The sequence below is a fragment of the Micromonospora sp. WMMC250 genome, from assembly GCF_027460215.1.
Classification (GTDB): domain Bacteria; phylum Actinomycetota; class Actinomycetes; order Mycobacteriales; family Micromonosporaceae; genus Micromonospora; species Micromonospora taraxaci.
The window spans coordinates 5,378,369-5,405,217 of the sequence record NZ_JAPZBJ010000002.1; the positions used below are offsets into that span (position 1 = coordinate 5,378,369).

Annotated in this window: 26 protein-coding genes; 19 read left to right on the forward strand and 7 right to left on the reverse strand. The window is 71.5% G+C overall.

All coding sequences use genetic code 11. The annotated features are described in order from the left end of the window. Positions 1-7 precede the first annotated feature (7 nt). The 3 genes from lysS (at position 8) to O3438_RS24265 (ending at position 5,061) form a co-directional block, all read left to right on the forward strand. Entirely contained in the window at positions 8-1,516 is a 1,509-nt protein-coding gene (gene lysS, locus O3438_RS24255; RefSeq protein WP_269682051.1) for a lysine--tRNA ligase, read from the forward strand. A 112-nt stretch (positions 1,517-1,628) separates the two neighbouring features. Then, entirely contained in the window at positions 1,629-1,973 is a 345-nt protein-coding gene (locus O3438_RS24260; RefSeq protein ID WP_145778616.1) for a histone-like nucleoid-structuring protein Lsr2, read from the forward strand. 544 nt (positions 1,974-2,517) lie between these two features. Continuing rightward, positions 2,518-5,061, forward strand: coding sequence for an ATP-dependent Clp protease ATP-binding subunit (locus O3438_RS24265; RefSeq protein ID WP_145778617.1), 2,544 nt, complete (start codon positions 2,518-2,520; stop codon positions 5,059-5,061). A gap of 427 nt (positions 5,062-5,488) precedes the next feature. Here the strand turns inward: O3438_RS24265 and O3438_RS24270 are convergent, their stop codons facing one another. Further along, on the reverse strand, positions 5,489-6,400 hold the full coding sequence (locus tag O3438_RS24270; protein ID WP_269682053.1) for an A/G-specific adenine glycosylase: 912 nt from the start codon (positions 6,398-6,400) through the stop codon (positions 5,489-5,491). A gap of 96 nt (positions 6,401-6,496) precedes the next feature. Between O3438_RS24270 and O3438_RS24275 the strand changes: the two genes are divergently transcribed. The 3 genes from O3438_RS24275 (at position 6,497) to O3438_RS24285 (ending at position 8,482) form a co-directional block, all read left to right on the forward strand. Then, positions 6,497-7,009 carry a glycine cleavage system protein R gene (locus O3438_RS24275; RefSeq protein ID WP_269682054.1) on the forward strand — a complete coding sequence of 171 codons (513 nt, stop codon included), beginning with the start codon at positions 6,497-6,499 and terminating at the stop codon, positions 7,007-7,009. 71 nt (positions 7,010-7,080) lie between these two features. Then, on the forward strand, positions 7,081-7,641 hold the full coding sequence (locus O3438_RS24280) for a peptide deformylase (protein ID WP_269683742.1): 561 nt from the start codon (positions 7,081-7,083) through the stop codon (positions 7,639-7,641). 118 nt (positions 7,642-7,759) lie between these two features. Further along, positions 7,760-8,482: a hypothetical protein gene (locus tag O3438_RS24285; protein WP_269682055.1), complete on the forward strand. Its 723-nt coding sequence runs from the start codon at positions 7,760-7,762 to the stop codon at positions 8,480-8,482. Between the two features lie 47 nt (positions 8,483-8,529). Here the strand turns inward: O3438_RS24285 and disA are convergent, their stop codons facing one another. From disA to O3438_RS24305, 4 genes are all read right to left on the reverse strand, one after another. After that, positions 8,530-9,714, reverse strand: coding sequence for a DNA integrity scanning diadenylate cyclase DisA (disA, locus tag O3438_RS24290; protein ID WP_269682056.1), 1,185 nt, complete (start codon positions 9,712-9,714; stop codon positions 8,530-8,532). A gap of 132 nt (positions 9,715-9,846) precedes the next feature. After that, positions 9,847-11,304 carry a DNA repair protein RadA gene (gene radA / locus O3438_RS24295; protein WP_269682057.1) on the reverse strand — a complete coding sequence of 486 codons (1,458 nt, stop codon included), beginning with the start codon at positions 11,302-11,304 and terminating at the stop codon, positions 9,847-9,849. Positions 11,305-11,389: 85 nt separating this feature from the next. Next, on the reverse strand, positions 11,390-12,169 hold the full coding sequence (locus O3438_RS24300; RefSeq protein WP_269682058.1) for a hypothetical protein: 780 nt from the start codon (positions 12,167-12,169) through the stop codon (positions 11,390-11,392). 139 nt (positions 12,170-12,308) lie between these two features. After that, on the reverse strand, positions 12,309-13,148 hold the full coding sequence (locus O3438_RS24305; protein WP_442929647.1) for a UbiA family prenyltransferase: 840 nt from the start codon (positions 13,146-13,148) through the stop codon (positions 12,309-12,311). A 46-nt stretch (positions 13,149-13,194) separates the two neighbouring features. Here O3438_RS24305 and O3438_RS24310 point away from each other — a divergent pair, with 46 nt between their 5' ends. From O3438_RS24310 to O3438_RS24325, 4 genes are all read left to right on the forward strand, one after another. Next, positions 13,195-13,959 carry a methyltransferase domain-containing protein gene (locus O3438_RS24310; RefSeq protein WP_269682060.1) on the forward strand — a complete coding sequence of 255 codons (765 nt, stop codon included), beginning with the start codon at positions 13,195-13,197 and terminating at the stop codon, positions 13,957-13,959. A 41-nt stretch (positions 13,960-14,000) separates the two neighbouring features. After that, positions 14,001-15,167: an acyl-CoA dehydrogenase family protein gene (locus O3438_RS24315; protein ID WP_269682061.1), complete on the forward strand. Its 1,167-nt coding sequence runs from the start codon at positions 14,001-14,003 to the stop codon at positions 15,165-15,167. 97 nt (positions 15,168-15,264) lie between these two features. Further along, a complete protein-coding gene (locus O3438_RS24320; protein WP_269682062.1) occupies positions 15,265-16,314 on the forward strand; it encodes a type III polyketide synthase in 1,050 nt (349 codons plus the stop codon). A gap of 156 nt (positions 16,315-16,470) precedes the next feature. Beyond that, positions 16,471-17,118 (forward strand): hypothetical protein, encoded by a 648-nt coding sequence (locus tag O3438_RS24325; RefSeq protein ID WP_269682063.1) that lies wholly within the window; start codon positions 16,471-16,473, stop codon positions 17,116-17,118. Positions 17,119-17,133: 15 nt separating this feature from the next. Here O3438_RS24325 and O3438_RS24330 read toward each other — a convergent pair whose 3' ends face one another. Further along, positions 17,134-17,823 carry a hypothetical protein gene (locus tag O3438_RS24330; RefSeq protein ID WP_269682064.1) on the reverse strand — a complete coding sequence of 230 codons (690 nt, stop codon included), beginning with the start codon at positions 17,821-17,823 and terminating at the stop codon, positions 17,134-17,136. Positions 17,824-18,151: 328 nt separating this feature from the next. Between O3438_RS24330 and O3438_RS24335 the strand changes: the two genes are divergently transcribed. From O3438_RS24335 to O3438_RS24350, 4 genes are read left to right on the forward strand one after another with little or no spacing between them, the layout of a single operon-like run. Beyond that, a complete protein-coding gene (locus O3438_RS24335; protein WP_007073334.1) occupies positions 18,152-18,637 on the forward strand; it encodes a CarD family transcriptional regulator in 486 nt (161 codons plus the stop codon). 55 nt (positions 18,638-18,692) lie between these two features. Next, positions 18,693-19,388: a 2-C-methyl-D-erythritol 4-phosphate cytidylyltransferase gene (ispD, locus tag O3438_RS24340; RefSeq protein WP_269682065.1), complete on the forward strand. Its 696-nt coding sequence runs from the start codon at positions 18,693-18,695 to the stop codon at positions 19,386-19,388. A 13-nt stretch (positions 19,389-19,401) separates the two neighbouring features. Continuing rightward, positions 19,402-19,887 carry a 2-C-methyl-D-erythritol 2,4-cyclodiphosphate synthase gene (gene ispF, locus O3438_RS24345; RefSeq protein ID WP_145785421.1) on the forward strand — a complete coding sequence of 162 codons (486 nt, stop codon included), beginning with the start codon at positions 19,402-19,404 and terminating at the stop codon, positions 19,885-19,887. A 10-nt stretch (positions 19,888-19,897) separates the two neighbouring features. Then, positions 19,898-20,926: a tetratricopeptide repeat protein gene (locus O3438_RS24350; RefSeq protein WP_269682066.1), complete on the forward strand. Its 1,029-nt coding sequence runs from the start codon at positions 19,898-19,900 to the stop codon at positions 20,924-20,926. 150 nt (positions 20,927-21,076) lie between these two features. Here O3438_RS24350 and O3438_RS24355 read toward each other — a convergent pair whose 3' ends face one another. Then, positions 21,077-22,243 (reverse strand): homogentisate 1,2-dioxygenase, encoded by a 1,167-nt coding sequence (locus tag O3438_RS24355; RefSeq protein ID WP_269682067.1) that lies wholly within the window; start codon positions 22,241-22,243, stop codon positions 21,077-21,079. Positions 22,244-22,337: 94 nt separating this feature from the next. On the opposite strand from O3438_RS24355, the gene O3438_RS24360 reads away from it, so the two are divergent. The 5 genes from O3438_RS24360 (at position 22,338) to O3438_RS24380 (ending at position 26,821) form a co-directional block, all read left to right on the forward strand. After that, positions 22,338-23,207, forward strand: a complete 870-nt coding sequence (locus O3438_RS24360; protein ID WP_269682068.1) for a hypothetical protein — start codon at positions 22,338-22,340, stop codon at positions 23,205-23,207. Next, positions 23,204-24,400, forward strand: coding sequence for a fumarylacetoacetase (gene fahA / locus O3438_RS24365; RefSeq protein ID WP_269682069.1), 1,197 nt, complete (start codon positions 23,204-23,206; stop codon positions 24,398-24,400). The genes O3438_RS24360 and fahA overlap by 4 nt, the downstream gene beginning before the upstream one ends. 174 nt (positions 24,401-24,574) lie before the next feature. Beyond that, positions 24,575-24,784 (forward strand): DUF397 domain-containing protein, encoded by a 210-nt coding sequence (locus tag O3438_RS24370; protein WP_088987326.1) that lies wholly within the window; start codon positions 24,575-24,577, stop codon positions 24,782-24,784. A gap of 143 nt (positions 24,785-24,927) precedes the next feature. Then, positions 24,928-25,410, forward strand: a complete 483-nt coding sequence (locus O3438_RS24375) for an SRPBCC family protein (protein WP_269682070.1) — start codon at positions 24,928-24,930, stop codon at positions 25,408-25,410. Between the two features lie 151 nt (positions 25,411-25,561). Further along, the gene (locus O3438_RS24380; protein ID WP_269682071.1) at positions 25,562-26,821 is read left to right on the forward strand and encodes an outer membrane protein assembly factor BamB family protein; all 1,260 of its coding nucleotides are present in this window, start codon (positions 25,562-25,564) and stop codon (positions 26,819-26,821) included. Positions 26,822-26,849: the final 28 nt, after the last annotated feature.

Consider the following 26,849-nt stretch of genomic DNA (forward strand, 5'->3'; position numbering starts at 1 on the left):
GCGTGCCGTGAGCGAGCAGAACGCCGTGCCAGTGGACCCCGCCGACGACCTTCCCGAGCAGATGAAGGTCCGCCGGGAGAAGCGGGACCGGATGCTCGCCGACGGCATCGAGCCCTACCCGGTCGGTTTCTCCCGTACGACCACCCTGGCGCAGGTCCGGGCGCGCTACGCCGACCTGCCGACCGACACCGCGACCGGTGACCAGGTCGCCGTCACCGGTCGGGTGATCTTCGTGCGCAACACCGGCAAGCTCTGCTTCGCGACCCTCCGGGACGGCGACGGCACCGAGTTGCAGGCGATGCTCTCCCTGGACCGGGTGGGGCCGGAGCGGCTGGAGGCGTGGAAGCGCCTGGTCGACCTCGGTGACCACGTCGGCGTCACCGGTGAGGTGATCACCAGCCGCCGCGGTGAGCTGTCGGTGCTGGCCGAGCAGTGGGAGATGACCGCCAAGGCGCTGCGCCCGCTGCCGGTGGCCCACAAGCCGCTCTCCGAGGAGGCGCGCGTCCGGCAGCGTTACGTCGACCTGATCGTCCGGCCGCAGGCACGGGAGATGGTGCGCACCCGCGCGGCCACCGTACGCAGTCTGCGCGATTCACTGCACGGGCAGGGCTTCATCGAGGTGGAAACGCCGATGTTGCAACTGCTTCATGGTGGTGCGACGGCCCGACCGTTCGTGACCCACAGCAATGCGTTGAACACCGATCTGTATCTGCGAATCGCGCCGGAACTGTTTCTCAAGCGCGCCGTCGTTGGTGGCGTCGACCGCGTCTTCGAGATCAACCGCAACTTCCGTAATGAGGGTGTCGACTCTTCGCACTCGCCGGAGTTCGCGATGCTGGAGACGTACCAGGCGTACGGGGACTACGACACGATCGGCGCGCTGACCCGTAATCTCGTGCAACAGGCGGCGATCGCGGTGAGCGGTTCGACGGTGGTGACCCACGCCGACGGGCGGGAGTTCGACCTGGGCGGCGAGTGGCGATCCGTGACGCTGTTCGGTGTGCTTTCCGAAGCGCTCGGCGAGGAGGTCACGGTCCGCACCGACCGGACCCGCCTGGTGGAGTACGCGGACAAGGTGGGATTGGCCGTCGACCCGAAGTGGGGGCCCGGCAAGCTGGCCGAGGAACTGTTCGAGGAACTGGTCGTGCCCAGCCTCCAGGCGCCCACCTTCGTGCGGGACTACCCGGAGGAGACCAGCCCGCTCACCCGGGCCCACCGCAGCGAGCCGGGTCTGGCCGAGAAGTGGGACCTCTACGTGCTCGGTTTCGAGCTGGGCACCGGGTACTCCGAGCTGGTCGACCCGATCGTGCAGCGCGAGCGGCTGGTGGCCCAGGCGCAGCTGGCGGCCCGCGGCGACGACGAGGCGATGCGTCTCGACGAGGACTTTCTTCGGGCGATGGAGTATGGAATGCCCCCGGCCGGCGGTATGGGAATGGGAATCGACCGCCTGTTGATGGCCCTGACCGGGCTGGGAATTCGGGAAACGATCCTCTTCCCGTTGGTCCGCCCCGAGTAGTCGCGCCTGGCTCGCGCCGAGCCGTAACGGCATCCTATTGACGCCGGAAGCGGCTTACGGGTTATTGTGCTCTCGTTAAGCAGGAGCACCCTGCTCGAAAGGAATGTGGGACGTGGCCAAGCAGATCATTCACAAGCTGGTCGATGACCTGGACGGCGGGGACGCTGACGAGACCGTCAAGTTCGCCCTCGACGGCGTTCAGTACGAGATCGACCTGTCGAAGGCCAACGCCGCTAAATTGCGCGACGCTTTTGCCTCGTACGTGGGTGCCGGCACCAAGGTCGGCCGTGGTGGCGTCGTGATCGGTGGGCGTGCCGCCCGCGGTCGGGGTGGCGCGACCGCCGACCGGGAGCAGAACAAGGCGATCCGGGAGTGGGCCAAGAAGTCCGGCAAGGACATCTCGGACCGGGGTCGTATCCCGCAGGAGATCGTCGACGAGTACCACGCCAAGCGCTGACCAGTCAGCACCAGGTGGCGAGCAGCCACCGCAGGCGACACCGACGCCGGGCCGGAGCACCTCTCCGGGCCGGCGTCGCCGTATCCGACGGACGACCGATCGTTCCTTCCCGGCACCGGCCAGTGACGCCGGACGGTAGTGGGCGGGCGGGAAGCTTTCGTCACCCGGCGGCGTTGTCCACAACCAGTGGAGAAGCTATCCACAACCTGTGGACAACGTCCAAGAGGCCGGACGCGGCGTTCGTCGCGGTCCCGGGCCGCCCTCTCCGAGCCCCCGGAAGCGCCTTCGGGGCCCGGATCGGGCACCTGTGGCGCCCGTCGGATTTCGCTCTGCGCGTAGCGACAGGACTACCGGAACACCTCCTGAGCGCGGACGGTTGTCCAAAACGACGTGGAACCGACCCAGAGCAGAGACACACGACCTCAGCTGAGTCGGTCGGCGACGATAGAGTAAGGAGGCACGGACGCCCGTCCCGGACGTTCGTGCACCGGCCCCGCCAAGATCTTGACCATCAAGGCGCACGGCACGTGAGGAGCACGAGGGCATGTTCGAGCGGTTCACCGACCGAGCGCGACGGGTTGTCGTCCTGGCCCAAGAAGAGGCCCGGATGCTCAACCACAACTACATCGGTACGGAACACATCCTGCTGGGCCTGATCCACGAAGGTGAAGGCGTCGCGGCAAAGGCCCTGGAGAGCCTCGGCATCTCCCTTGAGGGCGTCCGCCAGCAGGTCGAGGAGATCATCGGCCAGGGCCAGCAGGCGCCGAGCGGGCACATCCCGTTCACCCCGCGGGCCAAGAAGGTGCTGGAGCTGTCGCTGCGCGAGGCGCTGCAGCTCGGCCACAACTACATCGGCACCGAGCACATCCTGCTCGGGCTGATCCGTGAGGGCGAGGGCGTCGCCGCCCAGGTGCTGGTCAAGCTCGGCGCCGACCTCAACCGGGTCCGCCAGCAGGTGATCCAGCTGCTCTCCGGCTACCAGGGCAAGGAGCCCGCCGCTGCGGGCGCCGCGCCGGGTGAGGCCGCGCCGTCGACCAGCCTGGTGCTGGACCAGTTCGGCCGCAACCTGACCCAGGCCGCCCGCGAGGGCAAGCTCGACCCGGTCATCGGGCGCGAGAAGGAAATCGAGCGGGTCATGCAGGTGCTCTCCCGCCGTACCAAGAACAACCCGGTCCTGATCGGTGAGCCCGGCGTCGGTAAGACCGCCGTGGTGGAGGGGCTGTCCCAGAAGATCATCAAGGGCGAGGTGCCCGAGACTCTGAAGGACAAGCAGCTCTACACGCTCGACCTGGGTGCGCTGGTCGCCGGCTCCCGCTACCGCGGTGACTTCGAGGAGCGCCTCAAGAAGGTGCTCAAGGAGATCCGCACCCGCGGCGACATCATCCTGTTCATCGACGAGATCCACACCCTGGTGGGTGCGGGTGCCGCCGAGGGCGCGATCGACGCCGCCAGCATCCTCAAGCCGATGCTGGCCCGTGGTGAGCTGCAGACCATCGGTGCCACCACCCTCGACGAATACCGCAAGCACCTGGAGAAGGACGCCGCTCTCGAGCGCCGCTTCCAGCCGATCCAGGTGGGTGAGCCCTCGCTGGCGCACACCATCGAGATCCTCAAGGGCCTGCGCGACCGCTACGAGGCGCACCACCGCGTGAGCATCACCGACGCCGCTCTCGTCGCGGCCGCGACTCTGGCCGATCGATACATCTCCGACCGCTTCCTGCCGGACAAGGCGATCGACCTGATCGACGAGGCCGGCGCCCGGATGCGGATCCGTCGGATGACCGCGCCGCCAGACCTGCGTGACTTCGACGAGCGCATCGCCCAGGTGCGTCGCGACAAGGAGTCCGCGATCGACGCTCAGGACTTCGAGCGCGCCGCCCAGCTGCGTGACAAGGAGAAGCAGCTCCTCGGTCAGAAGGCTCAGCGGGAGAAGGAGTGGAAGGCCGGTGACCTGGACGTCGTCAGCGAGGTCGACGACGAGCAGATCGCCGAGGTGCTCGGCAACTGGACCGGCATCCCGGTCTACAAGCTGACCGAGGAGGAGACCTCGCGCCTGCTGCGCATGGAGGACGAGCTGCACAAGCGCGTCATCGGCCAGGAGGATGCGGTCAAGGCGGTCTCGAAGGCGATCCGGCGTACCCGGGCCGGCCTGAAGGACCCGAAGCGCCCGTCGGGCTCGTTCATCTTCGCCGGCCCGTCCGGTGTCGGTAAGACCGAGCTGTCCAAGGCGCTCGCCGAGTTCCTCTTCGGCAGCGAGGATGCCCTCATCCAGCTGGACATGTCCGAGTTCCACGACCGCTACACGGTCTCCCGGCTCGTGGGTGCCCCTCCCGGCTACGTCGGTTACGACGAGGGCGGGCAGCTGACCGAGAAGGTGCGGCGTCGGCCGTTCTCGGTGGTCCTCTTCGACGAGATCGAGAAGGCCCACCCGGACGTGTTCAACACGCTCCTGCAGATCCTCGAAGACGGTCGGCTCACCGACGGTCAGGGTCGGATCGTGGACTTCAAGAACACGGTCATCATCCTGACCACCAACCTGGGCACCCGTGACGTCGCCAAGGCGGTGTCGCTGGGCTTCCAGGCCTCGGAGGACTCCGAGTCGAACTACGACCGGATGAAGCAGAAGGTCAACGACGAGCTCAAGCAGCACTTCCGGCCTGAGTTCCTCAACCGGATCGACGACACCATCGTCTTCCACCAGCTGCGCCAGACGGAGATCCTCTCGATCGTGGACATCATGATCCAGCGGATCGAGGGCCAGCTGCGCAACAAGGACATGGGTCTGGAGCTGACCGACAACGCCAAGAAGTACCTGGCGGCGAAGGGCTTCGACCCGGTGCTCGGTGCCCGTCCGCTTCGTCGCACGATCCAGCGCGACATCGAGGACAACCTCTCCGAGCGGATCCTGTTCAACGAGCTGACCCCGGGTCAGATCGTCGTGGTGGACTGCGAGGGCGACCCGAACGACATCGACAAGTCCAAGCTCGTCTTCCGGGGTGCGGAGAAGCCGGTCGAGGTTCCGGACGCTGTTCCGGCCGACCTCGGTGGCACCGCCGCCGGCACCGCGGCAGCGGGCGCCGACGAGTAGCACGACCAGCAGCAAGGGGCGGGGCCCCGGTGGCATGAGCCACCGGGGCTCCGCCCTTTTCGCCGTTCGCACGGGTCACACCCGAGCGCCGCGCCGCCTCGCCGCACCCTCAAGATCTACGCAACGTCGGGGATGGTGCTGGCTCACGGCGTCCGGAGGGAGCAACCTCGCTGATGTTGCGGGCCGGAATGACGCGTGTGGCGTGTGGTGTGGAGGGCTCCGGGGTCTTGCGGAGCCCTCGCGGTCGCGAGATCACGCAACATCCAGGATGTAGTGGCCTCCAGCGCGAGCGAGACCACCACATCCTGGATCGAGCACGATCTTGGGCGGCCTGACCGGTCCGGGCCGGGCACACCCCGAGGTCGGCGCGCCCAGGGCGCGGCAGGGCAGAGGGCATGCGCCGGGCGCAGTGGTCGGGGTGCGTCGGTCAGGTGGTGAGGTCGGCGGTGGGATGGGACGGACCATCGCCGACGAGGCGGAAGCTGTCGCTGCCGGCTGCTTCGACGAGACCGTCCTGAACCAGGCCGGCGAGGGCGCGGGCGCGCTGGACATCGTCGGTCCAGACCTGGTCCAACCGTTGGTGCGGGACTGGCGCGGTGGACTCCCGCAGCACCCCCAGCAGCAGGCCGCGGACCTGTCGGTCGGTGCCCGCGTACCGCTGGGGTCGGCGGGTCGGCCCGGCGGGTGCCTCCTGACCGGAGGCTCGCCACGCGCAGATCGATTCGACCGGGCAGGCTGTGCAGCGCGGTGACCGGGCCGTGCAGATCACGGCGCCCAACTCCATGAACGCGGCGCTGGCGAGTGCCGCCGCGGCCGGTTCCGCCGGTAGGAGTTCTTCGGTGGCGACCAGGTCGGCGGGTCGGGTGACGGGCCCGGCGTCCGGCTCGCCGGCCACCGCTCGGCTGACCACACGGCGTACGTTGGTGTCGACCACCGGGTGCCGCTGCCCGTACGCGAAAGCGGCCACCGCCCGCGCCGTGTAGGTGCCGACGCCGGGCAGTGCCAGCAGTTGCTCCAACCGGTCCGGCACCTGGCCGCCGTGCCGGTCCACGATGGCGACGGCGCAGTCGCGCAGCCGAACCGCCCGGCGGGGGTAGCCGAGGCGTCCCCACATCCGGATCGCCTCGGCCTGGGTGTCGGCGGCCAGCGCCGCCGGGTCCGGCCAGCGGGCCAGCCACGCCTGCCAGGCCGGTACGACTCGGACGACGGGCGTCTGCTGGAGCATGACCTCGCTGACCAGGATGGCCCACGGGGTGACGTCGGGTTCACGCCACGGCAGCTTGCGGGCGTGCTGCTGAAACCACCGGCTGACCAGTGTGGCGAAATCGGGTTGAGTCATGGCGTCGTCGATGATGTCACGCTCCGCGATCCCGGTGGTTGGGCGGCTCGGGCGGGGTGCCACGACGGCGCTCGTCGGATCGGAGAGAATGCGCGGATGAACGAGCTCGCGATCACCGTCATCGGTCGGGACCGGCCGGGCATCGTGGCCGACGTCGCCGAGGTGCTGGCCGGACTGGGCGCCAACCTCACCGACAGCACGATGACGCGGCTGCGGGGGCATTTCGCGATGACCCTCATCTGCACCGGACCGGGCGCGGAGGAGGTCGAGGCCGCGTTGGCGCCGCTGGCCGCCGAGGGTCAGCTGTTGGCGACGGTACGCGCTGTCACGCCGGACGGCGACGTGCCTCCGGTGGGTGAGCCGTACGTGATGGCGGTGCACGGTTCGGACCGGATGGGCATCGTCGCGGCGATGACGCGGGTGCTCGTCGACGCCGGTGGGAACGTGACGGACCTGAGTACGCGGTTGGCTGGTTCGCTCTACGTGGTGTTGGCCGAGGTGGAGTTGCCGGCCGGGGTGGCCGACACGCTCGTGGACCGGCTGCATCGGACGGCTGGTGAGTTGGGCGTGGAGGTCACGCTCCGGCCGGCGGACCCGGATCTGTTGTGACCGGCGGGGAGACGTTGGGGACCGACGGTGACGCGCCGCCGGCCGATCGGGTGGTGGACCTGGACGGGGCGTTGGGCGTGCCGGATGTCGGTCTGGGCGGGTGGACGCCTGAGTCGTTGGTCGTGCCGGGTGAGGTGCGGCCGGTGGTGTCGGCCCCGCACCCGGTGTTGAGCCGGGCCGCCGAGGAGGTCGATCCGACAGCGAAGGAGACAGTCCAGCTCGCGGCCGACCTGGTGGCGACGATGCGGGTGTCGCCGGGCTGCGTCGGGCTGGCCGCTCCGCAGGTCGGTGTGGGTGCTCGCGTGTTCGCTGTCGACGTGACGGGGCACCCCAAGGCGGTCACGGTGCACGGCACGTTCGTGCTCTGCAATGCCCGCGTGGTCGAGGCGACTCGTTGGAAGCCGGGCCGGGAGGGATGCATGTCGGTGCCGGACCTGACCGGGGACGTGAAGCGGGCCAGCCGGCTGGTGGTGGAGGGCGATCTGCCGGGCACGGGTGAGCAGGTCCGGTTGGTGACCGACGGGTTCGAGGCCCGGGCGTTGCAGCACGAGATCGACCACTGTGCGGGCCTACTCTTCCTTGATCGGGTGGCGGGCGCGCACGCCGTCTACCAGCGGAAGGTCTACCTCTGACCGGCTGTCGGACGGTCCGCCCCTCCGTCCTCAGTGGAGGTTCGTACGTGCGTCCGGGGGCGGCTCCGGCGCGTCGTACAGTGCTGGCGGGCGGAGCGCGACTACGGTGGGGGGCATCATGCGTCTGACGGTCGGCCCCCTGCCACCCGCCGTGTACTGGCGGCGTCGCGTCGTCGTACTCGGAGCGGGGCTTCTCTTCCTGATTGTCCTGCTTTATTCCTGCAGCCAGTCGGGTCGTTCCGGCGGTCAGGATCCGAAGGCGGGAGGATCGCCGTCGACGACGTCGTCGTCCGCGACGTCTGATCCCAACGGGCCGGTGTTGACACCGCAGACCGGGGCGCCGTCGCCGTCCACGTCCGCCGATTCTCATCCGACGAGCCCGAGCCCGGCGATCACCAGCAACGACCCTGCGCTGGGCGCGGCAGCCGGCTCGGCGGACGACGGCACCTGCACCAACGACGAGATCAGCGTCGTCTCGGTGGTGAGCCCGACCACCGTCCAGCGGGGGGCGTTGGTCGACCTGCAACTCAAGATCAAGAACACGTCGGACCGGACGTGCAGCCGGAACGTCGGTGCCGAGGCGCAGGAGATCTTCGTCAAGTCCGGTGCCGAGAAGATCTGGTCGTCAGACACCTGCGGCAAGGCGCAGGGTGCGGACGTGCAGTCCTTCACGCCGAACTTCGAACGCTCCTACCAGGTGGCCTGGAACGGCCGGGACACCAGCCGGTGCGACGGCAGTGGGTTGGCAGCCGGGCCGTTCCCGCCCGCCGGGTCGTACCAGGTGTTCGCCCGGGTGGGCACGAAGCTCAGCTCACCCGCGAAGCTCACCGTCACCGGCTGAGCCCGGGTCAGACGTAGCGTCGCCGGGCCGCACGCGGCGTTACCGGGTCAGACGTAACGTTCCAGGATGGATGCCTCGGCGAGCCGGGACAGCCCCTCACGCACGCCTCGGGCCCGGGCGTCGCCGACCCCCTCGACGGCCTGCAGGTCCTCCACCGTCGCGCCCAGCAGCCGCTGGAGGCTGCCGAAGTGCACCACCAGACGGTCGACCACCGCCACCGGCAGCCGGGGCACCTTAGCCAGCAGTCGGAAGCCGCGCGGGCTGACCGCCGCGTCCAGCGCGTCGGACGCGGCCGGGTAGCCGATCGCCTTCGCCACCGACACCAGGTCGATCAACTCGGTGGCGCCGAGCAGGTCCAGCTCGACCAGTGCCTCGTCCAGCGTGCGCGACTTGCGGCCGACCGGGAGGTAGTCCCGGATGACGAGCGTCCGGTCGGCGTCCACGCCGGCCATCAGCTCGTCGAGTTGAAGGGCGAGGAGACGGCCGTCGGTGCCCAGCTCCACCACGTAACCGGCGATCTCGTCGGCGATGCGGCGAACCATCTCCAGGCGCTGCACCACGGCCACCGCGTCCCGGACGGTGACCAGATCCTCGATCTCCAGTGCGGAGAGCGTGCCGGAGACCTCGTCCAGGCGGAGCTTGTAACGCTCCAGGGTGGCGAGCGCCTGGTTGGCGCGGGAGAGGATGGCCGCCGAGTCGTCCAGCACGTGCCGCTGGCCACTGACGTAGAGGCTGATGATCCGCATGGACTGGCTGACCGAGATGACCGGGTAACCGGTCTGCCGGGCCACTCGCTCAGCGGTGCGGTGCCGGGTGCCGGACTCTTCCGTCGGGATGGACGGGTCGGGCATCAGGTGGACAGCTGCCCGGACGATCCGGGTGCCGTCGCTGGAGAGCACCACGGCGCCGTCCATCTTGCACAGCTCACGGACCCGGGTCGCGGAGAACTCCACGTCCAGCGGGAAGCCGCCGGTGCACAGACCCTCGACGACCTTGTCGTAGCCGAGCACGATCAGCGCACCGGTGCGACCCCGCAGGATGCGCTCCAAACCGTCGCGCAACGCCGTGCCCGGGGCCATCAGGGCGAGGTTGGCCCGCAACGGGTCTCCAGCACTCCCGGCGGCGCCTGCGGTCACGCTCACGCTGATCGGGCGGGCAGGCGAGCCCACGGCGCCGGTGCGGGCCTGGGGCGGCGCACCGGCTGGCTTGGTGGTATCGCGGTCGATCGGCACGGGCACAGTCTACGGACTGCCGTGCGGTGGGTGCTGTCGTGGTTACTGTGATGTGTCACGATGCGGCCCTTCCAACCGGTTTCCCTCTTGCGACGTGCTGTCCGGTATGGCCACCGGCGTCGGCACGGTGGGTCACTCGGCGGACGCGCGGGCCGCATGTTGCAGCGCCGAACGGACATCCGTGACCTCGGTCACCCGCATCTGCTCGGGGCCGGCGCCGGTGCTGGCTGGGCCGCAACCGGGCGGAACGAGGGCCACCTTGAACCCCAGCCGGGCTGCCTCGGCCAGCCGGCGCGGCACCGCCCCGACCCGGCGCACCTCACCGGTCAACCCCACCTCACCGATCGCCACCAGGTGTGGAGCGATCGCCAGGTTGAGGCCACCGGAGGCGACCGCCAACGCGACCGCCAGGTCGGCGGCCGGCTCCACCACCCGGATGCCGCCCACCGTGGCGGCGAAGACCTCCCGGTCGTGCAGCGTCAGCCGCTCCGTGCGCCGTTGCAGCACCGCGAGCACCATCGCCAGTCGTGCCGAGTCGAGGCCGGAGACGGTGCGTCGGGGTGACCCGGCCACCGTTGCGCCGATCAGGGCCTGCACCTCGGTGACCAGCGCTCGTCGCCCCTCCATGGCCACTGTCACGCAGGTGCCCGGGACCGGCTCCGCGTAGCGGGTCAGGAACAACCCGGACGGGTCGGCCAGGCTGCTGATGCCGCCCTCGTGCATCTCGAAGCAGCCGACCTCGTCGGCCGCGCCGAACCGGTTCTTCACGCCGCGCACCAGTCGCAGCGAGGAGTGCTTGTCGCCCTCGAAGTGCAGCACCACGTCGACCAGGTGCTCCAGCACCCGGGGCCCGGCCACCTGGCCGTCCTTGGTGACGTGCCCGACCAGCACCGTCGCGATGCCCCGTTCCTTGGCGACCGAGACCAGCGCGGCGGTGACCGCGCGGACCTGGGTCACCCCGCCGGGCACCCCCTCGGTGCCGGTGGTCGAGATGGTCTGCACCGAGTCGAGCACCAGCAGGCCCGGCTTGACCGCGTCGAGGTGACCGAGCACCGAGGCCAGGTCGCTCTCGGCGGCGAGGTAGAGCTGGTCGTGCAGCGTGCCCATCCGCTCGGCGCGCAGGCGCACCTGGCTGACCGACTCTTCTCCGCTGACCACCAGCGATGGGCTGCCCGAGCCGACCGCCCACTGCTGGGCCACGTCCAGCAGCAGGGTCGACTTGCCCACGCCGGGCTCGCCGGCGAGCAGCACCACGGCGCCGGGAACCAGGCCGCCGCCGAGCACCCGGTCCAGCTCGCTCACGCCGGTCGGGCGGGCGCGGGCCGGAGCGGCGCTGATGGTCGCGATCGGTCGGGCCGGCTCGGACGGCATCCGCGAACTGACCACCCGGCCGGAGACGGTCGGGCCGGTGATCGTGCTCTCGACCACCGAACCCCACTCGCCGCACTCCGGACAACGCCCCACCCACTTGGGCGGCTGGTGCCCGCAGGCGTCGCACTCGTAGGCCGGGCGCGGCTCGCGGGCGCTGGACCGGCCACGGGCGGCACCGGCCGCGCCGCCACGCGGAGGGGTTGATCGGGAGGTGGTCACATCAGGACGCTAGCCCTCGCGTACGACGAAAACACCCCGGCGTGGTGGTCACCACGCCGGGGCGTTCGTCGATCTGACGGTCGGGTCACTCGTGGGTCGTGCCGCCCTCGTTGCCCTCGTAGCCGCCCTCGCGCTCGATGATCGGCGAGGGGGGTGCGGCCGGGGTGAGCGGCACCGCGATCGGTGCCTGCCCGGTGACCGTGTTGCCGTTACCGAAGTCGAAGGTCACGACGACGTTCTGGCCGGAGCGCAGCGCCTCGGTCAGGCCGATCAGCCGGAGCTGCGTGGTCGCTTCCGAGTTGAACTGGACGTAGCTCAGCGGCGCCAGCTCGATCCGAGCCGGCTGACCGGGCGCGGACGGGCTGGCCGAACCCGATGCCCGCGCGGACTCCGGGGCGGACGGGGTGGCCGAGGACGACCCGGTCTCGGAGGGCGTCGCCGACGGGCTGGCCGAGCGGGACGTCGGGGTCGACGGGCTGGCCGAACCGGACGGGGAGGGGCTCATCGAGGCGGATTCCGAGGTCGACGGCGACGGGCTCGCCGAGCCGCCGCTGATCACCACCTCGCGTGCGCTCTCGGTGGTGACGGTGACAGTCACCGTCTCCTTCGAGTCGTTGTAGATCACGGCACCGAGCGTGGCGTCCTGGCCGGCCCGGTAACCCTCGGCACCCGGGTAGTCCACCAGCAGCCCGCGTACCGAGAAGGAACCGTTGGCGGTGGTGAGGTTGACGCCCTGGACCGACGGCTCCTTCAACGCGGTCTCGGCGATCTGACCGGTGCCGCATCCGGACGCCAGCAGGCTGGCTGCCGCAATCCCGGACAGCAACAGGGCCGCCCGCCGGGATCCCCTGATCGAGCGCGTCACGTCGGTCCTCCTCGTCACAATCCCCACCCGGCCGCACGCCGGGCACGGTGGCCATACCCGCGCAGACCGCGCTCCAGGGTAGTTGGGGCTGATCGAGGCCCGCACGCGGACCCGGCATTGCCACCTGCTCGGGTGCCGTTCACACCACCCGACCGCTCGCCACCAGCAGCACCACGTCGATCAGGGCCACCAACAGCATCGCTCGGAAGGCCGACACCGGCCGCCGGCCGGCCCGGACCGCCGAGCGGCCGGCGTACCAGCTCAGTGGTGGCACCACCGCGGCCGTGCCCACCGCCGCCAGGCCGATCGCCGACGGCGGCCCGGGTGGTCCGGAAACCAGCGCGGCGGTCGCCGCGAGGAGCAGCACCGCCGCCGCAGCCCGGCTGCCGGCGGCGCCCAGCCGGTGCGGCAGGCCGCGCACCCCGGTCCGCGCGTCGTCGGCCAGGTCGGGGAGCACGTTGGCGAAGTGCGCGCCGGCACCCAGGCACGCCGCCGCGACCACCAGCCAGGCGGGCGGGGTCGGCTGACCGGGCAGCGCCAGCACCACGAAGGCGGGCAGCGCGCCGAAGGAGACGGCGTAGGGCAGCACCGAGAACACCGTCCCCTTCAGCGGCCAGTCGTAGAGCAGCGCGGAGACCAGGGCGACGGTGAGCCAGAACGCCGCCGTCGGGTTCGTGGTCAGCGCGAGCAACGGGCAGGCCACCGCGGCCACCGCGGCGGCCCAGGCCGTGGTGCGGCGGCCGACCGCGCCGGCGGCGACCGGTTTGTCGGTACGCCCCACAGTGGCGTCCCGCTCGGCGTCCAACGCGTCGTTGGTCCAGCCGACAGCGAGCTGGCTGGCCAGCACGGCGAGCACGACGGAGACGATTCCGGCCGGCCGGTGACCCACCCCCCACGCCAGCAGACCGGAGACCGCGGTCACGGCTGCGGCCGGTTCCGGATGGCTCGCTCTGACCAGCCCTAACACCCTCGACGACATAAGGGAAGTCTGGTCGTTACCGAGCAGTCGTGCCACGCTCGGTTCCATGCGAGACGTGGCTGCGGCTGCGGCGTCCACCGATCCCAGGGTGCTGCCGCGCAACGATCCGCGCCAGTACGACGACCTGGCCGGCGAGTGGTGGCGGCCCGACGGCGCGTTCGCGATGCTGCACTGGCTGGCCGAGGCCCGCGCGGCGCTGGTGCCGCCGGCCACCCGTCCGGGCGCTGTGCTGGTGGATCTTGGCTGCGGCGCGGGTCTGCTCGCGCCGCACCTGACCGGCAAGGGCTACCACCACATCGGAGTCGACCTGACCCGTTCGGCGCTGGTCCAGGCAGCCGAGCACGGGGTGCGCGTGGTGCAGGGCGACGCCACGGCTGTCCCGCTGCCCAGCGGTTGCGCCGACGTGGTCTCCGCGGGTGAGTTGCTGGAGCATGTGCCGGAGTGGCCGCGCGCGGTGGCCGAGGCGTGCCGGTTGCTGCGTCCGGGCGGTCTGCTGGTGCTGGACACCCTGAACGACACGGTGTTGGCCCGGCTCGTCGCGGTACGGATCGCCGAGCGACTGCCGACGGTACCGCGCGGCATCCACGATCCTCGGTTGTTCGTGGACGCTGAGGCGCTGGTGGCCGAGTGTGCCCGGCACGGTGTCGACCTGCGGCTGCGGGGCATCCGTCCGCAGGTCGGGGGCCTGCTCGCCTGGTTGCTGCGCCGCGCCCGCGCGACCGGTGGGGCCGCTGCCGGCCGGCCGCCGCGAATCGTGCCGACCCGGTCCACCGCCGTTCTCTACCAGGGCCGGGGGGTCCGCAAAGGATAGTCGGGCCGTGGCGGGGTATGGGACGCCGAGGAGGAGACGACATGACGGTTCAGGCGCTTGAGGCAGCCCGCCGGTTGGCGCCGCGGTTCGCCGCGCGGGCGGCGGAGCACGACCGCGACGGCTCCTTCCCCGCCGAGGACTTCCGCGATCTGCGGGAGGCCGGGCTGTTCGGGTTGATGGTGCCCCGGGCGTTGGGCGGTCTGGGGGCGAGCTTCGCCGAGTACGCGTCGGTGGCCACCGAGCTTGCCCGGGGCAACGGCGCGACCGCGTTGGTGTTCAACATGCACGCCTCGGTGACCGGTGCCCTGGGCGCGGTGACCGAGGAGTTGGCCGAGGCGCTCGGTGTGCCGGACGAGGCGTTGGCCGCCCGGGACCGCCTGCTGACCGCAGCGGCGGAGGGTTCCTGGTATGCGGTGGCCATGAGCGAGCGTGGCGCGGGTGCCCGGTTGTCCCAGCTCACCACCGCCTACGAGGCGACCGACGGCGGTTGGCACCTCAAGGGCAGCAAGACCTTCTGTTCCGGGGCCGGGCACGCCGACGGCTACCTGGTGGCGGCGCGCAGCGCGGCAGACCAGTCGGTGGTGTCGCAGTTCCTGGTGCCGGCCGGCGACGGGCTGACCGTGGAGCCGACCTGGGACTCGCTGGGTATGCGCGCGACCTCGTCGCACGACCTGCACCTGGACGTCACGGTGCCGACCGACCGGCTGCTCGGCGGTGTCGAGGGGCTGGCGCTGGTGGTCGCCCAGTTGATGCCGCACTGGTTGGTGGCCAGTTACGCGGCCGTCTACGTGGGGGTGGCCCGGGCGGCCATCGACGCGGCGGCCGAGCACCTCAACGCCCGCAACCTGGGCGGCCTGCCGGCGGTGCGGGCGCGACTGGGTCGGGCGGACGCGGCGACGGCAGCCGCTCAGCTGGTGGTCGCCGAGGCGGCCCGCCGGGTGGACGAGGCGCCGGGCGACGAGGAGACCAACCGCTGGGTGTGGCGCGCGAAGCTGCTCGCCGGCACCACCGCCGCCGAGGTGGCGGCGTCGGTGTTGGAGGCGGCGGGCACCTCGGCGACCCGCCGTGGCCATCCGTTGGAGCGGCTCTATCGAGACGCACGTTGCGGCTCACTGCACCCGGCCACGTCGGACGTCTGCGCCGACTGGTTGGGCATCGCCGCGTTGGGCGGCGACCCGGATCGCGACGGATCGGCACCACGTTGGTGAGCCGGCCGGGTGCGACCCGCGCGGAGGAGGAAAGGCCAGTCGAGGTGGCTGGTGGGACGACCAGGGGGAGGACAGCATCTGACGAGAGGTGGGGATCGTGTCCGTACCAGTGATCGCGGGGCTCGGGACTGCACAGCCGCCGTCCGCTCTCCAAGACGAGTTGTGGGAGGGCTTCTTCTCCCGGCACTTCTCCGGCACCACCCGGTCGTTGGCCCAGCGCATCTTCGCGAACTCCGGGGTGACCCGGCGACAGGCCGCGGTCAACCCGCTGTTGGAGGACGTTTCGGACTGGCCGACCGAACGCCGGATGCGTCGCTACCAGGTCGAGGCCCTTCCGCTCGGCAAGGAGGCGGTGGGCCGCGCGTTGACCGCGGCGGGGCTGGGCGCCGGTGACATCGGCCTGTTCATCGTGTGTTCCTGCACGGGGTACGCCACCCCCGGGCTGGACATCCTGCTCGCCCGGGACCTCGGCATGGCAGCCGACACCCAGCGGATGTTCGTGGGCCACATGGGCTGTTACGCGGCGCTGCCGGGGCTCGGCGCGGCGAGTGACTTCGTCACCGCCCGGGGGCGGCCGGCGCTGCTGCTCTGCGCGGAGTTGACCAGCCTGCACATCCAACCGTCCAGCGCCAGGGTGGACACCCAGCAGATCGTCTCGCACGCGCTCTTCTCGGACGCCGCGGTCGCCGCCGTGGTCGTGCCGGGCGGCCCGGGGTACGCGCTGCGCGAGGTCACGTCCGTCACCGACACCTCGACGGCCGACCATATGACCTGGGATGTCACCGACGCGGGTTTCCGGATGGGCTTGTCGCCGAAGGTGCCGCAGGTGTTGTCGAGGCACGTCCGCAAGCTGGTCGACGACCTGCTGGCGCGGCACGGCGTCACCAGTTCCGAGGTGGACGGTTGGGCGGTGCACCCGGGAGGGCCGCGGATCCTCAACGTGGTCGAGCGGGAGTTGGCGTTGCCTCCGGAAGGGCTGGCGGCGTCCCGGGCGACGCTGGACGAACACGGCAACTGCTCGTCGCCGACGGTGCTGCTGATCCTGGACCGACTGAGCCGTACGACGCCCGCCGCTCGACGTGTCGTCATGCTGGCGTTCGGCCCCGGCCTCACCCTGTACGCCGCCCTGCTCGACCGACAGGACTGACCGTCTCCGGTGCGCGCGGGCCGCTCGTCGCAGCGCACCACGTTGATCCGCTCGGTTTCGCCGATATTGCGGTAACCCCGGCACTCGGATACCGCAATATCGCCGAACCGGAGTGGATCATCTCGTCGTTCCGTCGATGGCCGGTAGGCTCGGTGAATGCGGGCGACGACGGACGATCGGCTGCGCTCGGCGGTGCTGGGGGGCGCGGCGGTGGCCGTGCTGGCAGCCGGTGGCGGCTGGTGGCATGCCGCCGCGCCCGCCCCGACGGCCAAGCCGGACGGCGCTCCGGCGGCCGTGCCGACGGTCGGCCCGCGTGAGCCCACACCGTTGGAGCGCGCCCTGCTCACCCCGATCGAGCCCGGTGAGCGGTTGACGGTGCGGCTGGACGACCCGGGTGACATCGTCAGCGTGCCGCGTGGTTTCTGGGCGGAGATCGATGCGGCGACGGGGGTGGTCACGGGCGTGGAGGGAGATCCCGGCCGGATCTTCTTCCGGGACGGCCTGCCCGCGTTCCGGGAGACGGTCTGGCGGGAGCGGGCGGCGCTCGCCCCGGGTGAGCGCATCGTCCGGCAGTCGGCTGAGGGCGGCGCCCGTCTCCTGTTGCAATACCGGTGCACCAGGCCGGGCAGCCTGACGGTGACGGTCGTCGGGGCCGGTCTGGCCGGGCCGTCGGAGATCGACTGCGACGGCACCGTCGCCAGCGCCCGGGTGCTGTCGCACGGCCGGCCGTTCCGGGTGGCGCTGTCGGCGACGGGAGACCGGGAGGTCGACGTCGAGGCCCAGCTCGTCGAGCTACCCCGCTGATCGGCCGTCGGCGGCTCAGGCGGCGAGGGCGTTCAGGTCGTCCTGGTAGGCGTGGACCGGACCGAGGTCGGGCAGCACCAGGGTCACCCTGCCGGTGCGGTCGACCAGCAGAGCTGTCGCGACACCGGGGCGGGCCGGCTGACCGAGAAACGAGCGCAGCCCTCCGGCGGGGTCGGCCAGGGCTCGTACCTGCCGCTGGTCGGGCGGTGGGCTGGGGACCGTCCGGCCGCCGGTGACGGTCACCACGGAGACTCCGGCGGGCGCGGCGGCCAGGGCGTCGCTGACGCGGTCGGGGCAGGGGCAGCCGTCCAGCAGGATGATCATGGCGGGCAGCAGGCCGCGCAGCGGTACGGGTGCCTGGCCCGGGTCGACCAGGTCGAGTGCGGGCAGTGCCCGTCCGGCGAGGGTCGCGGGTGGTGAGTAGGGCGCCGGGGTCGGACGGTCGGTGCGGCCCGCTCGCGGCCAGGTGACCACGAGTAGGCCGGCGAGCGTGGTGAGCACCGCGACCAGCAGGACCAGCAGCGGCAGTCCCAGAGCCCGGTGGCCGCCGGGTAGGCCGGTGGCCCTGTGCAGTTCGCGACGGATCTGGGCGGCCTCGGCGGCGAGCGCGGAGGCGTCGTCGGGGACCACGACCCGGCCCCACTCGGGTGGCAGGCCGGGCAGGCCGTCGGCCGGCCCGTGGCCCTCGGCATCCGGCTTGCCCATCGGACCTCCTGGAAGGGTCTCGAGAGCGGAGTACGGCTCGGTCTCCAGGGTCGCGCACCAGGGGCTCCTCCCGCTACACCTGGGCGCGGTCCTGCCGGCCGGGCTACCATGGGAGGAGCGCATAGCCCTTGATCTCGACGTTCTGTTCACCCGTGCCGGGCAGTCATCCGCACGTTACGGAGCGTGTTCGAACCATTGGTTTGACCGCCTGTCAAGCTGAAGCAAGACCTCTCACAGGGCCCCTGAGCTGCGCCAACGGTCAGGACATCGGTGAGACATCGGTGCCTGACCGTGTTACCCTAGACACAGCGAAAGGGGTTTCGAACCTATGGTTTTCAGTGTCGGCGAGACCGTTGTCTACCCCCACCACGGGGCCGCACTCATCGAGGCAATCGAGACTCGGGTCATCAAGGGCGAGCCTAAGCAATACCTCGTCCTGAGGGTCGCGCAGGGTGACCTGACGGTCCGGGTGCCGGCCGAGAACGCCGAGATCGTGGGCGTTCGAGAGGTGGTCGGCGAAGAAGGCCTCGGTAAGGTCTTCGACGTTCTGCGAGCTCCGCACACCGAGGAGCCGACCAACTGGTCGCGGCGTTACAAGGCAAACCTGGAAAAGCTGGCCTCCGGCAACCCGCTGAAGGTCGCCGAGGTCGTGCGTGACCTGTGGCGCCGGGAGCGGGAGCGGGGCCTGTCCGCGGGCGAGAAGCGGATGCTCGCCAAGGCCCGCGACATTCTCGTCGGCGAGGTCGCGCTGGCCGAGAAGAGCACCAAGGACGAGGCGGAGACGCTGCTCGACAAGGTCCTCACCGAGGCCTAGTCCGCACAGCATCGTCGTCCCACTTCGTAGTGAAGAAACCACCGAGGACCGCGACGTGACCGCGCAGCTCAATCCGCGCGGTGACGTCGCGGTCCTCGTGCCTGCGGCGGGTGCCGGCGTACGTCTGGGTCCGGGTCGACCCAAGGCGCTGCGACTGCTCGCCGGCGAGCCGCTCCTGGTGCACGCCGTGCGTCGGCTGGCCGCCGCACCGTCGGTGCACACGATCGTGGTGGCCGCGCCGGTCGCCGAGGTGACGGCCGTACGTGAACTGCTGACCCCGGTCGCGCCGGTGATCGTCGTTCCGGGCGGAGCGGAACGGCAGGCGTCGGTCGCCGCCGCGCTGGCCGCGGTGCCCGCCGGCCCGTCGATCATCCTGGTGCACGACGCCGCCCGGGCGCTGACCCCGTCCGAGCTGGTCGAGTCGGTCGCGGCGGCGGTCCGTGACGGGCGGGACGCGGTGATCCCGGTCCTACCGGTCGTGGACACGATCAAGGAGGTCGGTGCCGGCGAGGTCGTGCTCGGCACCGTCGACCGTTCCGCCCTGCGCGCGGTGCAGACACCGCAGGGCTTCCGCCGTGCCGTGCTCAGCGCCGCGCACGCCGCAGCCGGTGATTCCCTCACCGACGATGCCGGGCTGGTCGAGAAGCAGGGCGTCGCGGTGAGCTGCGTACCGGGCTCGGAGTACGCACTGAAAATCACCCGACCGTTCGACCTGGCTCTGGCGGAGCATCTGCTCGCCACCGGCGGCTGACGCGTACGCTCTGATCATGATCGTCCCCAGGGTGGCCATCGGCACCGACGTGCACGCGTTCGAGCCCGGTCGACCTTGCTGGGTGGCCGGGCTGTTCTGGCCCGATCAGGACGGCCTCGCCGGGCACTCGGACGCCGACGTCGTCGCCCACGCGGCCTGCAACGCGCTGCTGTCCGCCGCCGGCCTCGGTGATCTCGGTGCCGTCTTCGGCGTGGGTGAGCCGGAGTGGGCGGGCGCGTCCGGCGTGGCGCTGCTGACCGAGACGGCCCGCCGGGTGCGGGCCGCCGGCTTGGAGATCGGCAACGTGTCCGTGCAGGTAGTCGGCAACCGCCCCAAGATCGGCCGACGTCGTGCGGAGGCGCAGCAAGTGCTCTCCTCCGCTGTCGGCGCCCCGGTCACGCTGTCCGGCGCGACCACCGACGGGCTCGGCTTCCCCGGGCGCGAGGAAGGGCTGGCCGGCATCGCGGTGGCCCTGGTGTACGACGCGCCGGCCGCCTAAGCTCGCCGCGATGTCCACCGACCCCGCCCCCGACCGGTCCGCCGCTGACGGCTACGTCCAGCGCGCCCAGCTCCTCGCCGAACTCGGCCGCCACGACGAGGCGGCCGGCGAGTTGACCTACGGGCTGGCGCTCCAGCCGGACGACATGGAAGCCCTCACCATGCTGGCCCGGGTGCACCTGGCCGCCCGCCGTCCGGCCGAGGCGCTCACCGTTGCCGATACGGCCGTGGCGGCCGCACCGGAGGCCCTGCCGCCACTCGTCGTGCGGGCCATGGCGTTGGCCGACCTGGAGCGCTACTCAGAGTCTGCTGCCACCGCCGACCGGATTCTCGCCCTCGGCCCCGCCGACGCGTACGCCCAGCGCAGCGCCGCAGCGATCCTGGCCGACTCCCGCAACGGACAGCCGGCGCTCAACGCGGCCTGGCGCGGGGTCGAGCTGGCCCCCGAGGAGCCGCAGGCGCATCTGGTGCTCAGCCTGGTCGCCGCCCGGCTGGACTTGTTCGACCTGGCCGAGCGGGCCTACCGGGAGGCGCTGCGGCTCGATCCGCGCATCGCCGAGGCCGGGCACGACGTCGGTGTCATGCGACTGGAGCAGCGTCGCTGGTCGGAGGCACTGGAACATGTGGCCGAGGCGGTCACGATCAGCCCGAGCCGGATCGACTCGCCTCGGACGCTCGCGTACGGCCTGCACCGCCTGGTGCTCTACGGCGCGGGTTGGTCGCTGGCGGCAGCGGTGGTGGTCGCGGTCGCGGCTGCGGCGAACGACGGGTTCTCCCGCGTCCTGGCGGTGCTCGCCGCGCTCGCCGGCGGGGTCGTCGTCTGGCAGCTCGCGGCCCGGCTCCCGGGGCTGACCCGGACCGTCCTGCCCGCCATGCTGCACTCGGACCGGGCGATGGCCCTGGCGGTCTACGCAGTGGCCGTCGCGCCGCTGCTGCTGCTGGTGTACGCGGTGGTCGGCTCCCCATGGCCGCTGGTGCTCGCCATCGCGACCACGGCGGTGGCCGAGTTCGCCGTCTTCACCAGAACCGCAATCCGCTAGCCCCGCCAACTCGACGCTCGGCGTAACCCGAGAAGATCAACAAGCGTCGCCCAGCTCGACCAGGTCAGGGTTTCGCCGGAGCCCGACCCGCGTCGGGATCAAGCCTGACCGCCCAGAGCGGGGCGGGCTCCGGCGAAACCCCCAGGGCGACTAGACCGAACGCGCCCACGTCCAGGCGTACCCCTCGTCCTCGCAGGCGCCGGCGGCGTCGCAGAGGTCCAGGGGGCGGAACGTGTCGACCATGACGGCCAACTCGTCGAAGTAGTCAGCACCGATGGAGCGCTCCGCCGCGCCCGGCTGGGGGCCGTGGGTGAAACCGGACGGGTGCAGGGAGATCGAGCCCTGTTCGATGCCGGAGCCGCGCCGGGCCTCGTAGTTGCCGCCGGTGTAGAAGAGCATCTCGTCGGAGTCGACGTTGTGGTGGTTGTACGGAACCGGGATCGCGTCCGGGTGGTAGTCGACCTTGCGGGGCACGAACGAGCAGATGACGAAGTTGGGGCCCTGGAAGGTCTGGTGCACCGGCGGGGGCTGGTGGATGCGGCCGGTGATCGGTTCGAAGTCGTGGATGGAGAACGCCCACGGGTAGAGGTGGCCGTCCCAGCCCACGACGTCGAACGGGTGCTGGGCGTAGACGTAGCGGGTCCAACCTCGTCGGTGGCGGACCAGCACCTCCACCTCCTCGCCGTCGACGAGCAGAGGTGTGTCCGGGCCGCGGACGTCGCGCTCGCAGTAGGGCGAGTGCTCCAGGAACTGGCCGCGTACGGAGAGGTAGCGCTTGGGCGGGCCGATGTGCCCGGACGCCTCGACGGTGAGCAGGCGCACGGGCTGGTCGCCGGTGGGCACCAGCCGGTGGATGGTCGAGGTGGGGATGATGACGTAGTCGCCGGCGACCGCGTCCAGCACCCCGAAGGGGGACTCGACCCGCAGGGTGCCCGACTCGACGTACAGGCAGTGGTCGCCGGTGGCGTCGCGGAACAGCGGTGAGGGCCGGTCGGCGAGCACGTACCCGATGCGGACGTCGTCGTTGGCGAGCAGGTACTGCCGGCCGAGGACGGGGTCGGAGCCGCCGGTGTCCAGCTTGTGGGTGCGCAGGTGGCGGGGTTTGAGTGGCAGGTTCGGCGCTCGGGTGAACGTGGGCGGGGTGAACTCGTCGGCGGCCAGGATCGCGGTGGGCGCGTGCCGGTGGTAGAGCAGCGACGAGTCGGAGGAGAACCCCTCCTGGCCCATCAGCTCCTCGGCGTAGAGCGTCCCGTCGGGCTGACGGAACTGGGTGTGGCGCTTGCGCGGCACGTCGCCGATGCTGCGGTAGTACGGCATCTCGCCTCCCGATTTGTTCCGTTCACCGATCAACAGCGTCCGATAATCGGACACTGTTGTCCGTTCCTCGTAGCGTCCCGTACATTCTTGTTCCGTGTCAACGCAGGTGCCCGCACTCCTCGACGGCCTGGTGGACGACGCCGCCGTCTTCCCGCCGGGCAGCGCCACGCTCCCCGACGCGCTCGCCGCTCACCGTCGACACCGCGCGGCCTGGTACGCGGACCTGGTCGGCCCGCTGCTCCTTCCCGCCTCGACCGTCGCCGCGGGCGAGTTGACGGGCCTCGTCGACCCGGGCGAGGGTCTGGTGATCGGGTTGATCGGTGATACGGGTATCGCCCGCCTGCCGTTCGCGCTGTCGTTCCTGGCGCCCGACGGCGTCACGGCCCGACAGGTCGAGGTGGCGGTCGCCAAGCGCGGCGAGGACCCGCTGCCCGGCATCGCCGAACTGCTGCGGCTCACCGATGCGATGCCGGGTGTCGAGGCCGTCTACGCCGAGCTGCCGCTGACCTTCGGGCTGATGGGCGCGCTGGACGCGCTCGCCGCCGCCCGCGCCGACGGGGTGTCGATCGCCGCCAAGTTCCGCACCGGCGGCCTGGCCGCCGAACTCTTCCCCACACCGGCCGAGCTGGCCGCCGTGATCTGCGCCTGCCGCGACCGGGGCCTGCCGTTCAAGCTCACCGCCGGTCTGCACCAGGCGATCCGGCACCTGGACCCGGAGACCGGCTTCACCCACCACGGCTACGCCAACGTGCTGGCCGCCGCCCTGGCCGCCGCCGACGACGAGCGCATGGAGACGGTCGCCGAGCTGCTGACGGTCCTCGATCCGCGGCCCCTGCTGGAGCGCGCGAGCGCCTGGCTGGACGCGCCGCGCCCGATGTGGGTCGGCTTCGGCTCGTGCAGCATCCTGGAACCACTTACCGATCTGATCCGGCTTGGGCTGGTGAACGGGGGCTACGACGCATGACGTGGGTGACCGGTGCCGACGGTTCGCCGTACGGGGTGACGAACCTGCCGTACGGGGTGTTCCGGGCCGACGGGGGGCAGCCACGCATCGGCGTACGGATCGGGTCGTGGGTGCTCGACCTGGCCGCAGCGGAGGCCGCCGACCTGGTGCTGGCCGCCGGTACGCTGTGCCGGCCCACCCTCAACGACTTCATGGCGCTGGGTCGTCCGCAGTGGACGGCGGTCCGGCAGCGGATCACCGAGCTGCTGACCGACCCGGCGCACCGGGCCGCGGTGGAGCCGCTGCTGGTGCCCCTGGCGGACGTGGAGCTGCTGCTCCCGATCGAGGTGGCGGACTACGTCGACTTTTACTCGTCCGAGCACCACGCCTCGAACGTCGGCCAGATCTTCCGCCCCGGTCAACCGCCGCTGCTGCCGAACTGGAAGCACCTGCCGATCGGCTACCACGGGCGGGCCGGCACTGTGGTGGTGTCCGGCACACCGGTGGTCCGACCGACCGGGCAGCGCCCCTCCGCCGACGGCCCGGTCACGGGCCCCTCGGTACGCCTCGACATCGAGGCCGAGGTGGGCTTCGTGGTGGGCGTACCCAGCCCGATGGGTCAGCGGGTCGCCGTCGACGACTTCGCCGACCACGTGTTCGGCGTGGTGCTGGTCAACGACTGGTCGGCCCGGGACATCCAGGCCTGGGAGTACCAGCCGCTCGGGCCGTTCCTCGGCAAGTCGTTCGCCACCTCGGTGTCGGCCTGGGTGACGCCGCTGGACGCGCTCGGCGACGCCTTCGTTCCCGCCCCCGACCAGGACCCGCCGGTGGTCGACTACCTGCGGGACGTGCCGCACCTCGGCCTGGACCTCCGACTGGTGGTCGAGTGGAACGGTGAACAGGTGAGCGAGCCGCCGTTCGCCACCATGTACTGGACCCCGGCGCAGCAGTTGGCGCACCTCACCGTCAACGGCGCGTCACTGCGCACCGGCGACCTGTACGCCTCCGGCACCGTCTCCGGCCCGGACCGGTCGCAGGTCGGATCGTTCCTGGAGCTGACGTGGGGCGGGGCGGAGCCGGTCAAGGTGGGCGACGAGACCCGCACGTTCCTGGCCGACGGCGACACGGTGACCATCACCGCCACCGCGCCCGGTCCGGACGGCACCACCATTGCTCTCGGCGAGGTCGCCGGCACTGTTCGTCCGGCCGTCTGAGCGGCCGCCGTCCATCCGTCTCGTGCACGGGACCGGTTATCGCACAGCCCGTGCGATAACCGGCACTGGTTGATCCGTTGATCGTCCGGATCCCGTTGCCTCGCCGCGCAATCCGGGCCGGGCGCTGCCCGGCGGTCAGCGGTGGGGCGTCCATCGCACACGGAGGTAACGACGATGCACGATCTTGCGGGCGCGATCTGGCGTACCAGTAGCCGTTCCAACGACCAGGGGCTCTGCGTGGAAGTGGCGGACAACCTGGTCGATGTCCACGGTCTGGTCGCGGTACGTGACTCCAAGGACCAGGCCGGCCCCACACTCGCGGTCAGCCCGCCGGGGTGGACAGCCTTCATCGGCGCGATTCGAGCCGGTCGCTTCGAACGCTGACCGAAAGCCTCGGCACCGGTCGACGACGCCCGGTGCCGAGCAACGGTCCAATCGGACAGAGTGGCCTCCGGGTGGTGGAAATTCCGTCCGGGGGCCCCGTCCGGCCCTCACTCCGCGTACCGTCGGAGACACGGGAGGGCGGCATGTCGACGGTGGCGGTTACCAGAATCATCGAGGCACACGCTGTCGATGTCTGGCGTCTGCTGACCGACCTGCCCGGCCGTACCGCCCGGCTGACCGCGGCGGGCCCGATCGAGGTGCTCACCCCGGGGCCGTTCGGCCCCGGCACGGCCTGGCGTGAGGAGCGCGCCCAGCCGGGCGGCGGCACGTCGAGCGAGGAATTCCTGGTGGTGGAGGCACTGGCTCCGCAGCGGCTGATGCTGTGTTCCTCCGGTGCCGGCGTCGACTACCGGATCACCTGGAGCCTGCGCCCGGTCCGGCGTCGCCGCCGGGGTTGCACGGCGATCACCGTCACCCAGGAAGCGGTGCCGATCGACCCGTACGGCCGGGTGGTGGCGCTGTTGCTCGGTGGCCTCGCCGCGCGTGCGGTCGAGGTGGCGCTCCGGCGTGATCTCGCCGACCTGGCGGCAGCGGTCGGCGTCATCGGCTCGCTCGAAGCCGCCTGAGAGCCGACCGGGCCGTCGCGGCACGGCGCTCGACCCAGGCCTGTTCCGACCGCTGACGCCGTTCGGGCCGCACCGGGCGTGACCACCGTCGCCGCGACCTGAGCGGGGTGCGGCCGGTTCCGCTGGGTAGGGTGCCGGGCGGAGGTGCGGCATGGGGTTCCCGAGGGGCCGGCGACGGCTCGTGATGGTGGTCGTGGCGCTGCTCGCGACCGCTGCCGTCGCGGTCGTCGTCCACCGGGTGCTCGCACCGGCAGAGGTGAGCACGGTGGCGAGGGGTGACTACCCGGCCCCGGCCCGGCCGCCCGCCGGAGTGATCGGCCGGCTTCCGGTCGCCCCGTTGATCGTGGACGAGAGGCTGCGGGTGTACGCCGCGCACCGTCAGGTCTATGCCGACCGGCCGGTCGACGGGCGGTACCGGACCAGCCCGTACTGGTCGTACCGGCGCTGGCCGGCGGAACTGACCGGGATCGTGGCCAGCGGCAGCACTGTGGTCAGCCGCTGGTCCGACGGCCAACTGGTCGCGCTCGACGCCCGGACCGGCGGGGTGCTCTGGAGAGCCGACGGTCCGAAGCCCACCCCGACTACCGCTGTGGTACGCCGTACCGGTGCGGCCACGGTCTGGGAGCCGCGCGGGCTCCGACTCGCCGACCTTCCGGGCGGCCGGACGGTGGTGGTGGTCAGCGGGGACGCCCAGGCGCGCGGGGTGGAGCTGGGCGACGGTCGGGAGCTGTGGCGGGTGGACCTGCCCGGCAGCTGTCGCAGCGATGTCGGGACCACCGCCGCCGGTGAGCTGATCGGTCTGGACACGTGTGCCGGGCCGGCCACGATCGAGTTCCGGGACGCGCTGACCGGCGTGGTGCGCGAGCGTTGGCGACCGCCGGGTGGTTCCTCCGACGAGTTGGTGGTGACGCCGCTCGGCTGCCGTACCGGACAGTCGGACTGCCTGGCCCTGCGGACCGCCGGTCCGGGCGACGCGGGCGGCCGGGGTTGGCTGCTGGGTGCCGGCGCGCCGGTCGCCGCCCCCGCGCTGGATCCGGCCGGTGCCGTGCTGGTGGGGGAGCAGGCCGTCGTCGTCCTCGACGGGGTCGCGGTGGGCCGCTCCGCGCGGACGGGCGCCGAACTGTGGCGGTCCGCGGACCTGGGCGCGGCCCGGGTGCTGGCCGCACAGCCCGGCCGGGTGCACCTGCTGACGGAGATGAACGACCTGGTGACGCTGGACCCGGTGACGGGTGCCCAGCTGTCCCGCTTCCGCCTCAACGTGGGTTCGGACGGCACCGGCTGGGTGCCCGGGGCGGTGACGGCCACAGCCGGGTACGTGGCGATGGAGCGACTCCGGCGGCCGGTCGACCCGGACGCGGATGACCAGCGGTACTTCCTGTCGTCCGAACCGGTGATCCTGGCGGCGAGCTGAGGCGGGGAGCCGGCAATCACGGTTCCGG